This window comes from Chitinophagales bacterium (assembly GCA_020636495.1).
In the GTDB taxonomy this organism is placed as follows: domain Bacteria; phylum Bacteroidota; class Bacteroidia; order Chitinophagales; family Chitinophagaceae; genus UBA5543.
Map to the genome: position 1 here is coordinate 1,608,094 of JACJXQ010000008.1, position 14,057 is coordinate 1,622,150.

The 14,057-nt window shown below is 42.3% G+C and carries 14 protein-coding genes; 6 read left to right on the plus strand and 8 right to left on the minus strand.

Annotated features, from left to right (window positions below):
* The first annotated feature begins 84 nt into the window (after positions 1-84).
* A complete protein-coding gene (locus H6550_06895) occupies positions 85-864 on the plus strand; it encodes a hypothetical protein (protein ID MCB9045849.1) in 780 nt (259 codons plus the stop codon).
* On the opposite strand, the gene H6550_06900 is transcribed toward H6550_06895, so the two are convergent.
* On the minus strand, positions 861-1,694 hold the full coding sequence (locus tag H6550_06900) for an RNA-binding protein (GenBank protein MCB9045850.1): 834 nt from the start codon (positions 1,692-1,694) through the stop codon (positions 861-863). The two genes, H6550_06895 and H6550_06900, sit on opposite strands and share 4 nt — an antisense overlap.
* Before the next feature lie 29 nt (positions 1,695-1,723).
* The gene (locus H6550_06905; GenBank protein ID MCB9045851.1) at positions 1,724-2,119 is read right to left on the minus strand and encodes a cupin domain-containing protein; all 396 of its coding nucleotides are present in this window, start codon (positions 2,117-2,119) and stop codon (positions 1,724-1,726) included.
* A gap of 95 nt (positions 2,120-2,214) precedes the next feature.
* Between H6550_06905 and H6550_06910 the strand changes: the two genes are divergently transcribed.
* Complete coding sequence (locus tag H6550_06910) at positions 2,215-3,300, plus strand: T9SS type A sorting domain-containing protein (GenBank protein ID MCB9045852.1); 1,086 nt, start codon at positions 2,215-2,217, stop codon at positions 3,298-3,300.
* Between the two features lie 77 nt (positions 3,301-3,377).
* Here H6550_06910 and H6550_06915 read toward each other — a convergent pair whose 3' ends face one another.
* Complete coding sequence (locus H6550_06915; protein MCB9045853.1) at positions 3,378-3,938, minus strand: hypothetical protein; 561 nt, start codon at positions 3,936-3,938, stop codon at positions 3,378-3,380.
* Between the two features lie 344 nt (positions 3,939-4,282).
* Here H6550_06915 and H6550_06920 point away from each other — a divergent pair, with 344 nt between their 5' ends.
* Entirely contained in the window at positions 4,283-4,543 is a 261-nt protein-coding gene (locus H6550_06920) for a zinc ribbon domain-containing protein (protein ID MCB9045854.1), read from the plus strand.
* Positions 4,531-5,166: a hypothetical protein gene (locus H6550_06925; GenBank protein ID MCB9045855.1), complete on the plus strand. Its 636-nt coding sequence runs from the start codon at positions 4,531-4,533 to the stop codon at positions 5,164-5,166. Before H6550_06920 ends, H6550_06925 begins: the two co-directional genes overlap by 13 nt.
* Positions 5,167-5,177: 11 nt before the next feature.
* Here H6550_06925 and H6550_06930 read toward each other — a convergent pair whose 3' ends face one another.
* The 5 genes from H6550_06930 to H6550_06950 all read right to left on the minus strand — a co-directional run bounded on the left by H6550_06930 (position 5,178) and on the right by H6550_06950 (position 11,008).
* Positions 5,178-6,641 carry a BCCT family transporter gene (locus H6550_06930; GenBank protein MCB9045856.1) on the minus strand — a complete coding sequence of 488 codons (1,464 nt, stop codon included), beginning with the start codon at positions 6,639-6,641 and terminating at the stop codon, positions 5,178-5,180.
* A 113-nt stretch (positions 6,642-6,754) separates the two neighbouring features.
* Positions 6,755-7,036: a DUF427 domain-containing protein gene (locus H6550_06935; protein MCB9045857.1), complete on the minus strand. Its 282-nt coding sequence runs from the start codon at positions 7,034-7,036 to the stop codon at positions 6,755-6,757.
* A gap of 10 nt (positions 7,037-7,046) precedes the next feature.
* Entirely contained in the window at positions 7,047-7,988 is a 942-nt protein-coding gene (egtD, locus tag H6550_06940; protein ID MCB9045858.1) for an L-histidine N(alpha)-methyltransferase, read from the minus strand.
* Positions 7,988-9,136 carry an ergothioneine biosynthesis protein EgtB gene (locus H6550_06945; GenBank protein ID MCB9045859.1) on the minus strand — a complete coding sequence of 383 codons (1,149 nt, stop codon included), beginning with the start codon at positions 9,134-9,136 and terminating at the stop codon, positions 7,988-7,990. The genes egtD and H6550_06945 overlap by 1 nt, the downstream gene beginning before the upstream one ends.
* 279 nt (positions 9,137-9,415) lie before the next feature.
* Positions 9,416-11,008, minus strand: coding sequence for a peptide chain release factor 3 (locus tag H6550_06950; protein ID MCB9045860.1), 1,593 nt, complete (start codon positions 11,006-11,008; stop codon positions 9,416-9,418).
* A 235-nt stretch (positions 11,009-11,243) separates the two neighbouring features.
* Here H6550_06950 and H6550_06955 point away from each other — a divergent pair, with 235 nt between their 5' ends.
* Entirely contained in the window at positions 11,244-11,801 is a 558-nt protein-coding gene (locus H6550_06955) for a hypothetical protein (protein ID MCB9045861.1), read from the plus strand.
* A 65-nt stretch (positions 11,802-11,866) separates the two neighbouring features.
* Entirely contained in the window at positions 11,867-13,903 is a 2,037-nt protein-coding gene (locus tag H6550_06960; protein MCB9045862.1) for a hypothetical protein, read from the plus strand.
* Positions 13,904-14,057 lie beyond the last annotated feature (154 nt).

Genomic DNA, 14,057 nt, shown 5'->3' on the forward strand with positions numbered 1-14,057 from the left:
ATATCAATAATCTGTTAAAACAGCCTGAAATGTTGTTGGGTGAAACCATTGTGTATCGTACATTTATTCAAATAAACATATGTTATGAAGAGATTTCTTGTTTTGCTCTGGTTGTTTTTAGGAAGTATTATTTCTTTTGCCCAGAATGCAGAAGCGGAAAAAGCCGCAAAAGAAATGATGAGCGGTGACGGTGCTGCTAAAATGATGGAAATGATGAGCAAGATGATGAGTGTGGAAACACGGTCGCGGTATAGTTTTCCTGTAAGCATGAAGATGGAGATAAACAGCTATGAGAAAGGCGCTAAGAAGGAGACCAGCAACATGGAATATTACATCAATGCTGAGCAACAAACACTGGCATTTATGGGTAAAGACAAGGTGAACAAAAACCAGGATATGACGGCAATATTTGATGCAAAAAATAACGCGGTTGTTATGGTTGCTGAAAAGGACAAATCTTACATAGCCATGAATACAAAGGCAATAGAAGACCTGGGACTGGATAAGATGATGCAGGAGCGCGGAACTTACAGCAACGTGAAATGTAGTAAATCGGGAAAGACAAAAACAATAAAGGGTTACCCATGCGAAGAGTACGTGTGCGTAGATGAAGATAACCATACTAAAACCGAAGCCTGGGTGACCAATAAGATGCAGGTTGATTTTGCCAAAGCATCAGGCAAAAGTCCGTGGGGGAAATATTTTCATGGGTTAGATGGCATGACGGGTATGATCATGCAGGGTAAGTTCTATAAGAACAACCAGTTGGAGGGGAGTATGGAAGTGGTAGAGGTAAATGAAAAATCGGGCTATACCATCAATATGGGTAATTATACCAAGAAAGACCTGTATAATCAGCGTTAATCCGTTTCGAGCTTGATGCCTGTTTTTGTAAATGAGATCTTACGCTGTTTGTAGAGTGAACCGGTGGCCATCTTAAATGCTTTTTTACTCATGCCAAAAAAATCGTAGATCTCTTCCGGGTCTGATTTATCATGATAAGGCAGGTACCCATTATGTTCGTCTAACAAGCGGAGAATTTTTTCTGTTTCGTCCTCAATACGTTGATACCCTTTTTTGCCTATAGCAACTGTTACTTTATTGTCTGGCAATATTGATTTTACATACCCTTTCAACTTGTCCCCGGTATTCAGTTCTTTAAAAACATCATTAAAGTGTACCAACCCTTCGTGCATGTTGTTAATGATGACAGCATAGCCGATCTCAGTCTCCCTCCATACCAACAGGTCTACCTCATCGCCTTCTGCTACGGTCAGTTCTTCATTGCTGATGTGTTTTGAGATACGTTCGGTGGCAGCTACGCGTCCTGTCATTTCATCAACGTATATATATACAAGATATTTACCGCCTACCCTGATCGGGGACGATTGTTGAGATAATGGCAGGAAAAGGTCCTTCATCAGCCCCCAGTCAAGAAAGGCGCCTTGGTTATTCTTGTCTTTTACGCGCAGTGCTACAATATCGCCCACAACACCGTATGGTTTTTGAGAGGTAGCGATAGGGCGGCCTTCGTTGTCGTTATAAACGAATACCGTTATCTCATCCCCATCCTGCACACCCTCGGGCACAAAGCGGGTTGGCATAAGTATCTCCGTTCCGTCTCCATCCAGGTAGATGCCGAAGTCAACATGTTTCACAACCTTTAATGTATGATATATACCCGCCTGTACCATTTGCCAATAGTTTAGTGTGCGAAGCTACTCTATTTTTTCATGGCCATGGTCAGCAGGAATACAGAATCTTCTACTGCCACCACGCTATGAGGTATTTTTTCATGTAGGGTTACCATGTTTCCGGGTGTGAGCTTTTGCTCTTCGTTATTGGCTTTAAATATGATATGCCCCTCCAGCGCCTGTACGCTGATGACACCGTCTGCGGTATGTTCAGGCAGTTCGGTATTCATATGCAAACCTATCATCACAATACGCATATTGTCACTTTTGAACAATGTAATGGAGTTCCGTTTGTTGTTCAGCCATGCTTCTTCCGATTTTATCTGGCGGATGTAACCGTTCAGGTCAATATTTACAAGCGGGGCATCAATGGTACGCTCTCCTTCAGGTCTTTTCGGGGTGGCGTCATTTGTTTTATCTTCCATGATATTTGTATTTACTGTTGTTTAAAGGTACGAACCGTTACATCCTTATTCAACAGATACACATATTTGGTATATTGCAGTATAAATCTGGTTTTATGAAAAAAGTATTACCCATTTTCTTACTGTGTGCAGGAATTGCAACCTGTGCCTGCGGACAAATTACTATTACATCAGGCGATATGCCGGTATCCGGTGACACTTTGAGGTACAGCACAACCATTCCCGTAGGGTTTAACATAAACCTGAATGATACCGGTGCTAATAAGGTCTGGAATTTTGATACTATGAAACCCGTTACACAAGGATTGAATGAGTATAAGTTAGCACTGCAAGTAAATTTAGCCTATGTGACAATTTCTCCTACGGCTTATGGGTATAAAGTAGCCGATACCTTTGGGGGGGCAGGCGGTGCTCCATTGCCGATCAGTGTTACTGAGGTATACACATTCTTCAATAAAAAAGGCACGGCACCTAATAACAGGTTCATTGCAGAGGGCTTTGGTGCCAAGATCAGTGGTGTGCCAATTCCTGCAACTTACAGCAATGAGGATGAGCTGTTTTTCTTTCCGCTGGAGTATGGCGATAAAGATACTTCTGATTATTATCTGAATGTTCCGGTGCCTTCTGTAGGCAGAATGGTACAAACCGGTGACCGCAGAACACAGGTAGACGCATGGGGAACAATACAAACGCCTTATTTTACTACACCCAAAAGTTGTATCAGAGTACGCTCCGAAGTGAGTGGGACGGATAGCTTTATTATGAGCTCATTGCCTGTGCCTCCGATAGGTATCCCAAGACAGACGGTAGACTACTTCTGGCTTGTGCAGGGTGAACATTATCCCGCATTGTGGATAACTACGAATATGGTGGGTAGTACAGAAACTATTTCTACGGTACGTTACAGGGATACATACAGAGGGCTTTCTGTAGGGGATGTGAAAACAAACACTATCAGTAAGCTGGACGTTTATCCTAATCCCGCTGATAACAGGTTGCGTATTGATATACCTGCGGGTAACACTCATTTTATAGTTGAAGTGTTTGATCTGCAGGGTAAGCTGGTTCTTTCAGCGCAGGATAATAATGATCTGGATATTACCAGGCTGACTCCGGGTAATTACTTCACCCGTGTAACTTTTGAGAATGGAATAGGTGTTGCACCTTTTGTAAAACAATAATTGAAGAAAAGTATAAAAACAAGAAAGGAGCCTTACGGGGCTCCTTTCTTGTTAAATTATTACGAGAGAGACAAAACTTATTCCTGAGTAGCAGTGTACACTACGTCAACCGCGTAAGTACCTGCAGGGTAAGCAAAACCTGGAGTAGCTTTATACTTTACACTGAAAGTCTGGTTGCCACCACGGTCAGCTGCTGTGATCAGGTCCTGGTTAGAAGCTGTCAGCGTAGAGTAAGCAGTTGAAGAGAACGGGCTGGCTATAGAACCACCTGTACCGTTAGCTGTTACTTTTACTGCCAGAACACCACTTACAGGCATTGTTGGAGCCGGGGTAGTGTTACCTGTGTATGAGAAGTTTGTAGCGTTAGCTTTAACAGCTACTGAGAAATTCTTGTTAGAACGTACTTTCAGTTCCTGTGCATCACTCTCAACACCGTTAGCGTAGTCGTTAACTGTTGTGAAAGGGATAGTCACGTCAGCACCTGTAGCAGAGCTGTTACCTGTGAAAGTGATCTCGATTGCGTTGCTGAGTACCAGGTTGGTAGTTTGAGAAGCAGAAGAGGTCTGGTTAGCCTGGTTTTGAGCGTTAGCTGCGAAACCGATTGAAGCGAAAACTGCGATTGCGATGATCTTTTTCATAATTGTTTGTTTTTGTTAGTTTGGTTGTTTGTTTAAAAATGTTTGTTGTTTGTGTTTGTCGTTATTGACGATACAAAGATGCGACGCCGGTACACATATGGGAAATATTTACGCCCGGTTAACCACGCGTTTGCAACCTGCTAACAACCTGTTAACAAAATTAGCAACTTAACTAATTGATAATCAATATTTTAAAATTATTATTGATTTGAGGTGATAAAAACAGGTTCATAATAAAAAGCCATATTAACAGTATTTCAAGAGAAAAATAAAGAATGAATAACCGGAGTGACATAGGGTTGTCATCGGGAGGGTTAACTTTGCTGATAAATTAAGAAGCATATATGAGTACGTATAAGAATTGCCAGAGTTGCAGCATGCCATTAGATAAGGACCCCGGCGGCGGCGGTACCAATGCAGATGGTAGTAAGAGTGATAAATACTGTAGCTATTGTTATGCCAATGGAGAATTTGTGGCAAAGGATATGACTGTAACTGAAATGCAGGAATACGTGAAGAAGAAATTACAGTCTATGGGTTTCCCGGGTTTTCTGGCAGGCATGCTTACTAAAGGAATACCAAAACTTGAGAGATGGCAAAAATAAACGTGATAGACAACCTCGCATCTTCGCTAGGCAGGCGGGATGAAGACCCTAATATTGAGTTGGCACAGAAAATTGCAGCGGCAAAAGATGCTGCCGCTGTAAAAGACCTGATAGCATTACTGAATGATAAGAAGAAAGACATTCATAATGACGCTATCAAGGTTCTGTACGAAGTAGGGTATATATCACCTTATCTGGTAAAAGACCACCTTGGCGCTTTCCTGTCTAAACTTAACAGCAAGAACAACAGGATGATATGGGGAGCGATGACCGCTATTGACGCCATCAGCCAGGTCGCCCCTGATAAAATATATGCACATCTGCCTGAGATACTGGACGCGGGCGAAAAAGGTTCTGTTATAACCAAAGATCACGTAATGGGGACTTTGTGTAACCTGGCTGCTAACGGCAAGATGGCAGATAAGGTGATGCCATTATTGTTTGAACAACTGATGCAGGCTGCGGGTAACCAGTTCCCAATGTATGCGGAAAAGGCTATGCCTGTTGTTACCAATAAGTATAAACAGCAATTTATCGCTATCCTGAATGATAGGATAGAAGGCTTGGAGAAAGATTCTCAGAAGAAGAGGATCGAAAAACTGCTTAAGAAGCTGAATAAGTAAGTATAAGCTTCTTACAGTATTTGCTTCCGTCTGAATATCAGGATGGTCATACCCACACAGCAAAGTATGAGCAGGAACAGGGCAGGAAGTCCACCGAGGTTACTCAACATTTTTACTCCCGAGATGCCGGAAAAGCTAACCATAACCCACGCCACTACACCCACCAGTGCGCCCCATATGTATTTTATATAGCCTGGAGGGTCGGGGTTGTCCGGTGACAGGCCTTCTGTGCTAATGCCGGACATTGCCTCGGTGTTCGAGTCTGCAGCTGTAACATAAGATATGAACATGGTGAACAGGAAGACTATGATGAAAAGTCGGCTGAACGGGAATGTATGGACAATGTTATACATAACAGATTCCGGGCCTTGCTCATGTAATGACTTCCCTAACAGGTGTCCATAGTTCAACTCCTGGTAGATACTTGTGCCACTGAAGACAGTCATCCATACAATAGCAAAAAGTGCAGGTATCAGCCAGTTGAAGATGATGAATTGCCTGACAGTATATCCATATGCTATCCGTCCCAGGAAAAGCGCGGAGACAGGTGCCCATGCCATCCAGTTGGCCCAGTAGAATGTGGTCCATGAGTGTGTCCACTCTTTGTCGCTGAAATTTCCTGTAGATAGGCTATGAGGGATGAAGTTGATAATGTACTCTTTTAATCCTCTCAGCATATAGCCGGGTAATTCACTTGCCGGCCCCAGTATTATAACTGCCAACACGAGTAGTATAAATATCACAACGTTGATCGAGGATAATATGCGTATCCCTTTTAGCAGGCCTGTTGCGGCAGATATAGTGAATGATAAGACAATGATCAATGCTATTGCCCCGGTGAGTAATGAACCGGAAGATAAACCCGATAGTTTTTGAATACCCCCGGATATGCTTAAAATGCCTGCTCCCAGCGATGCAGACATGCCCGCTACGAGTGCGAAGAGGCAAATGTTATCTAAGGGTACCGACCACCAATTTCTGTCTTTATTGCGGATGATAGGGAAAAGCATTGTGCCGAGTGAGAACCGCTGCTTCATATTATAATAGCCTAACGCAAACAGTAACGCAGGGATTGTGTAAATGGCATAAGGTGTAAAACTCCAGTGCATATACATAGTAGACATGCTGAATCCTATGGGGTCCGTACCAGGAGGTAGCGAGTCGGGTGGTGAGGATAAATGGTATAAAGGTTCTGCAGACCCCCAAAATAATATACCTACAGCAATAGTAGTGCACAGTACAATAGAGAACCAGCGGTATTTGTTCAGCGTAGGTTTCGCTTCCGGCCCACCGATCTTTACTTTGCCGATAGGAGAAAAATAGATGGTGATGCATAGCAACACCATAAAGAAAGAGGTATAGCTGAATGCTTTGTCAAAATGGTTCAGTATCCAATCGTTTGCGCCATTGACCATTGCCAGGAATTCATCTTTTCCCCACAGACTGAATGCCAGAGCCGTTAACAGCAGTATCATCGGTGGCCAGAATACTGCATGGTTCAGTCTTTTCGTTATATGGTCTTTCGTTTGTGGAATACTGAGATGATCTGATATTGAACTTTAATATACAAACGAAAGTTTAATATATGCTATTTGCTTACTTCAACACCTTTCCAGAAAGCAATATAACCTTTGATAGCCTCCGCCAGTTGTGAGGTTTCCGGGTAATACCATGCTGCGTCAGCATTCTCTTTGCCATCTACCGTAACATTGTAGTACGAGGCCGTACCCTTCCATGGGCAGATCGTGTGAGTATTACTCTCCGAGAAAAACTCTTTGTTTATGCTTTCCGGCGGAAAGTAATAATTGCCTTCGATCACTCTTGTCTCGTTGCTTTCAGCAAGTACCTTGCCATTCCATGTAGCTTTCATGTTATTGTTTTTATTCCATTACTAATATATAGTCAGCAAAATAGTTTTTGCTGTCTGTGAATTTATGTTTCAGTTGCAGACCTGTGTCGCTGATGATATCATTGATGGTTTTATCATCGTACTTACGGGATATCTCCATATGGATACGTTCCCCTTTATCAAAATGGTAGGTTTTGCCTGTGGCCTTTATGTGTACATCCTGATCTTTCATGCTTTGGATGTAGCTTTCAGCCTGCCCCAGTTCTTCATTATATAAAGGTTTGTGCTCAAACAAACTGACGACAAAATTGCCACCCAGTTCCCTGTTGATGCGTGTCAGCAGGTTGAGGTTGAAGTCTCTTGTTATGCCTTGTGCATCGTTATAAGCCGGGAGGATAATGGATGCGTCTTTCTTGAGGTCTACACCCAGTAGTACTTTGTCCCCGTGGTTCAGTTGTTCGCATAACTGCCTTACGAATCTTCGGGCGTTATGGTCCAGCATGTTCCCGATGTTCGACCCTAGGAAGAGAATTACCTTTTGCGCTTGATGTTGCTTTATATCTGCCAGTACACTAAAATAATCTCCCTGTAATGGCTGCACGTTAATTCCCGGTACTTCTTTTGCCAGACGTAGGCACAGTAGGTCTAATGCATTCTGTGAAATATCTATTGGTACGTAGGTGAAATTTGTTTTCCCTTGCAGTACCTTAAGTAGTTCAATAGTTTTTGTTCCATCTCCGGCACCCAGCTCTATCAGTTCGAGTGTGCCGCCGTTTACGCCAAATGCTTTGATAATGTCTTCTGCCTGTGTCGTGAATATCTCATACTCTGAATTGGTCAGGTAATATTCCGGCATGTTCATGATCTTTACGAACAAGGAATCGCCTGTCTCGTCATAAAAGTATTTTGAGAGCAGTTGTTTGGGTGTAGCGCTTAATCCTGTGTCTACGTCTTGTCTGAAATTCTCGTTCATTATTTTACTAGTCTTATACCTGAAAATTGCCACTGGTAGTGCGGGTGAAAGAAGTTGCGATATGTTTTGCGGCTGTGCCCTTCGGATGTTGCTACCGATGCTCCTCGCAACACCATCTGGTTCACCATGAATTTACCATTGTATTCGCCAACTGCCCCTGCAGCTATGCTGAATCCGGGGTAGGGCAGGTAGGCGCTGTTGGTCCACTCCCAGCGCTTGCCCCAGTCCAACTGTTCGCTGGCTACTTCCCATTCAAACTCTGTTGGCAAGCGCATTCCTTTCCAAGTGGCAAAAGCATTGGCTTCGTAATAGCTTATATGACCCAGTATAGCATCCGGGGCAATCTTTTGCAACCCGGCTAATGTGTAATAGAGCCACTCGCCATTTATGTTGTGCCAGTACATAGGTGATCGTGCATTGTTCTCATTCACCCATGCCCAACCTTCGTCCAGCCAATAGTTGAAATTTTTGTACCCACCAGCCTGGATGAATTCTATATACTCGCCATTAGTTACTAATGCTTTGCTTATATCAAAAGTATGCAGGTAAACCTTGTGCCTGCCCAGCTCATTGTCATAACAAAACTCATCACCTTCAAAACCTATTTCGTAAATACCTTCATCTATATGTACAAAGCCATTGCCCGTGTTATGGTCTTTCAGTAAGTTATAGTCGTCTTTATATACAGGAAATATCGGGTTGTGTCCCAAAGCATATTTCAGGTCTGTAATAAATAGTTCCTGGTGCTGTTGTTCATGGTTCATGCCAAGTTGTACCAGTTTCTGTACATCCGCAGGAATATTGTTTGACAAATACTGGTTCATATTTTCATCTACATACCTGCGATAGGCAAATACTTCGTCTACACCCGGGCGTGTGATATTGCCGCGTTCGGCACGTAGCGTTCTTTCGCCAACTGTATTGTAATAGCTGTTAAATAAATAGCAGAAGTCGGGATGATACTCTTTATAACCCTCCATATACTGTTTCAGTATCATCTCTTCGAAAAACCATGTAACATGCGCAATATGCCATTTGGGAGGACTGGCATAAATAACAGGCTGTGGCACATAGTCCTCAGTTTTTAATGGCCGACATAGTTCTTCAGTTCTTTGTCTTACTTTCCAGTATTGTTCTTTTAAGGTCATTGTATTAAGGCCTTGACATTCGTTACAGATGTATTGCTTATGTGAGCTCCATTGTAATGAAGACATATCACATGGCAAATCCTTACAGGAAGGATAACATTTCAGTGCGCCTGATTGTTCAGGTATATTGAGATATGCTTAAAAATAAGACATTTAAAAATAACAGGTCCTTGTTGTTGGTCTGATAAGGAATGGGTACATAATAATATAGCCTGTTAGTATGTTACTAACAGGCTATGTTATTTTATAGTGAACTCTGTGCTTTATACGTCAACAAATTTATGCCATGGCAGTTTTAAACTCGCTGGTAAAATGGAACTCTATGTCCGGGTTGTTCTGCTTTTCTGTATTCAGGAACCATTCACTTTGTGCCAGGTAAACAAGGTTGCCGTCCTTATCTTCCATTATGTTGGCCTGTTTGAAACGCACAAAGTCATCTATCTTCTTTTTGTCGCCTGTTATCCAGCAGGCTTTATAAAAGCTAAGGTGATTGAAATCGCAGGAGGCACCATATTCCTGCAACAGGCGATATTGTATTACTTCAAACTGTAGTTCACCCACGCAGCCTATTATCTTCCTGTTGCCACCATGTTGGGTAAATAACTGGGCTACACCTTCGTCTGTCAACTGGCGGATACCCTTATCGAGCTGTTTGGTTTTCATCGGGTCTTTATTCACTAACTCTTTGAAAATCTCAGGAGAGAAGGTTGGGATACCAGTAAATTGCAGTATTTCTCCATCAGTAAGTGTATCGCCTATTTTAAAACTACCTGTGTCGTACAGGCCGACAACATCGCCGGGGTATGCACTGTCAACCACTTCTTTTTCGCGTGCCATGAAGGTATATGGGTTGCTGAAGCGGATGTCTTTTTCAAGTCGGGTGTGCTTCAGATAGACATTGCGTTTAAACTCACCTGAAACTACTCTCAGGAATGCGATCCTGTCCCTGTGCCTGGGATCCAGGTTGGCGTGGATCTTAAATATAAAACCTGAGAACTTATCCTCGTCAGGCTCTATCCAACGTGTGCTGGTAGGCCTGCCTAGCGGGGTGGGCGATATAGTTATGAAAGTATCTAAAAGTTCTTTTACACCAAAGTTATTCACCGCACTGCCGAAAAACAGGGGTGCTATCTGTGCTTTCAGGTAAGCTTCTTTATCCAGCTCTCCGTAAACGCCTTCCAGCAGATCAGCATCTTCCCTCAACTGGTTAGCATCTCTTTCTCCTACTTTCTCGTCCAGCAATTTGTCGTTCAAGTCGGGTATTGGAACGGTATTTTCTTCTGTTGCTTTTTGGCTGGCAGTAAACAGGTTCAGGCTTTTATCATGCAGGTTATACACCCCTTTGAATTCTTTACCCATATTTATAGGCCATGTCATGGGGTGCAGGCTGATGCTTAGTTCTTTTTCTATTTCATCCAGCAGGTCGAAAGGGAATTTGCCATCACGGTCCATTTTGTTCACAAAAACGATAACAGGCGTATCCCTCATGCGACAAACCTCCACCAGGCGTCGTGTCTGTTCTTCTACACCATTCACACCGTCTATCACCAGTATTACACTGTCAACAGCGGTAAGCGTGCGGTAGGTATCTTCAGCAAAGTCTTTGTGACCCGGCGTATCCAGCAGGTTGATGAGTGTATCCCTGTACTCAAAGCACATAACTGAAGTAGCCACTGATATACCACGCTGCTTCTCTATTTCCATAAAGTCGCTGGTAGCATGTTTCTTTATTTTGTTGCTTTTTACAGCACCTGCCACCTGTATGGCGCCACCAAAAAGCAGCAGCTTTTCAGTAAGCGTAGTCTTACCTGCGTCCGGGTGAGAGATGATCGCAAATGTCCTTCTTCGGTTGATCTCCTTTTTATTCTTCATCTATATACAGTTAGCTGCTAAGCCGGGTACTTATATTATTATAATAATTAGCGCAAAACATATTGGTAAAAATACACTTTATGTGCCATGCTAAAATTTAAGATGTGCAAAGTTCCGAAAACTGCCGGTTTTTATAAACATAAATGCTAATAAAATGTGGAAACTTATTTCCGTCAGCCCATTTGCGGTAATCAATACCTATGTTACATTTGTGTTACCGCCAATATATAGGATTATGACCTCTACAAGGTTACAGGACGATCTATTAAAGGATTTCAAAGAACAGAAGAAGATGATCTACGAGCAGGTAGAACTGCTGGATCCTTTAGGCACATCGTTACGTAAGCCCGCTGCACAAAGACTCATCAGTAAGGGCTTCATGATATTTTCTGAAGTGATCTGCTACCTGCTGGCGGCGGGTATTATTGCTTTTATGTTCTTTATGGATAAGATATACCCTTTCTATATCCTGGCAGACCTGCGTTTTAAATCAGAGTTCAGGAGTATGGGGTGGATCAATATACAGGCTTTTGTTTTTGCCATATATGCTGTTTTTGGATTGGTTGCTGTTCTTTTTTATGCACTTGGCAGGAGTTCAAGGGCTATACGACAGAAGAATGACATCCTGAACCTGGCAGGTAAGAGCATTAAAGAAATTGTTGGACAGCATCTGCACCGTAAGGCTTCTATTGACACGATTGAACAAAGGCATTTTCGTGAATTGCCTAATGAACACCTGGAAGAAGGCGTGGTAAAAGTGAATGAAGTGCCCAATCCCGGCTACGATGAGTAGTATTTTGCCACAGCATCATTTCCTTAGCGTATAATAAACATCTATTGGATTAACTTTGCAATTCTTTGAGCGGAAGAATACATAAGAATAAACAGGTGTCAACCATAAAAGGCATATATGCTTTTGCACTGCTGATGTTGTGCAGTTACGGTGTTTTTGCGCAGCAGCAACCGGGCGCTCCATTAGGGTTGCAAGATCAGAAAAAGGATTCATTACAATTTGATAAGACAAACACAGACGATTGGCACAACGACAATATCATTGTCAAGGTGAGGTACAAGTATCTGAATTCTAATAAGGTACATACGCCGGATTCAAGTATTCATACATTTCATCGCAGACCGAATATACAACCCTGGTACCGAGACCTGGGAAATTACGGTACTTCTGTGCAGAACCTGATGTTCACCCCGGAAGACCGTACAGGTCCTTCCCTTGGTTATAACACTTTTAACGTATTCAGGTTAAACCCTGACAGTTTGCGTTATTATAATACAACGGTGCCGTATTCTGAATTCAGTTTCAGGTTGGGCAGCAAACTGGAGCAACAGGTGGGTATATTACATACGCAGAATATAAAACCCAACTGGAATTTTGCATTTGAGTATAACAGGGTCAGCTCGCAGGGTTTTTTCCTGTTACAGAGAACCTCTCATGATATGGGCTCTTTTTCGACCAACTATGAGAGTATTAATCACCGGTACAAACTAAAAGCCGGTATAATCTATAATAAGGATATACAGGATGAGAATGGCGGAATAGTTGATACCTCACAACTGACCAATGATAGTTATAATGAGAGGAGCAATGTGGACATTGCTTACGCCAATGCAGTATCCGGCGGTGGTTCTGCAGTGCCGCGATCACTGATCACCAACACCATAAGAGATTACAACATAGTGTTACAGCATGGTTATTCCTGGGGACATACTGACACGCTCTATAGTGAAGACTCAACTCAAATGAAGATAGAATACACGCCAAGGTTCAGCGTAACTCACAATTTCAGGTTGAGTAACCAGCAATACACTTACAAAGATCTTGTACCCGACTCGCTGAGGTATGCACCGGTTTTTGCACAAGCATTCTTTGGAGATGGTTCTGATTCGGTATTTACCCGCCAGAAGCAGAATACCTTTGATAACTCCCTTTTGCTAAATGGCTTTTTGGGCAAAGGTGAAAAACAGATACAGTTTAGTGCAGGAGCCGGTGTAAGGGTAGACAGGTTTTCTACCCGTTATCTTATCAATGCGGATTTTACAACTATAACAAGTAATTACCTTGTAGCGCAGATACGCAAAGAGGCATTGGAACAAGGTGACCTGTTTTACATAGCTGATGCTAAGTTTTATGTTACCGGTGCAGCCTCCGGCAATTCATTACTGCATTTTGCAGCAGGAAAGGAGTTGGGTAAGGGTACTGCAATCATTAAAGCAGGTATACAACAGAATATTAACAACGCTCCATATAATTATTCCCTCTATATCAATGCCTATGATACTTTAACAAATAATTTCAATAAAGAAAGTGTAACGAAGGTATATGGAAGTATCAGCAGCAATAAATATCATTTAGACCTGGAAGTGCGCAACTACCTCATCAGCAATTACCTGTATATGAATGCTGCGCAATTGCCCGACCAGTATGCACCTACTATCAACTTGTTGCAGTTATCATTACAAAAGGCTTTCAAATGGAGGGGTGTTGTATTTGACAATGAGGTGCTGTACCAGAGTTTTACTGCTAATGCGCCATTGAACCTGCCTATGTTCCTTGGCAGGCACCAACTCAGTTATGAAAGGTATATTTTCAAGAACGCATTAAAAATCGCCATTGGTGCAGAAATGCGTTATCACAGCCCATACCAGACAGCAAGGTACAGCGCCATATTTAACAGGTTCTATTATGATTATACCTACGTATTGAGTAATGACCCTATATATGCGGCATTCTTCAATTTCAAGATAAAAAGGTTCAGGAGTTTCATAATGGTAGACCAGGTACAACAAGCCTTTAGGAAGGCTAATGTTATCAATTTGCCGGGATATCCTGCCCAGAATACGATGATCCGGTTCGGTTTTAACTGGGTTTTGTTGAAATAAAAAGCATTAAACTATATTTGCATGCAAAAATTATGACTATTGAAAAAGCCAATTGCTGTAATTGATCAATAGCTATTAACTTTGTGCTTCACATTTTGTTAATATAGCAAATGTGACCACTAACTTTAGAAATGAAGCATACCAAATTGCGGTA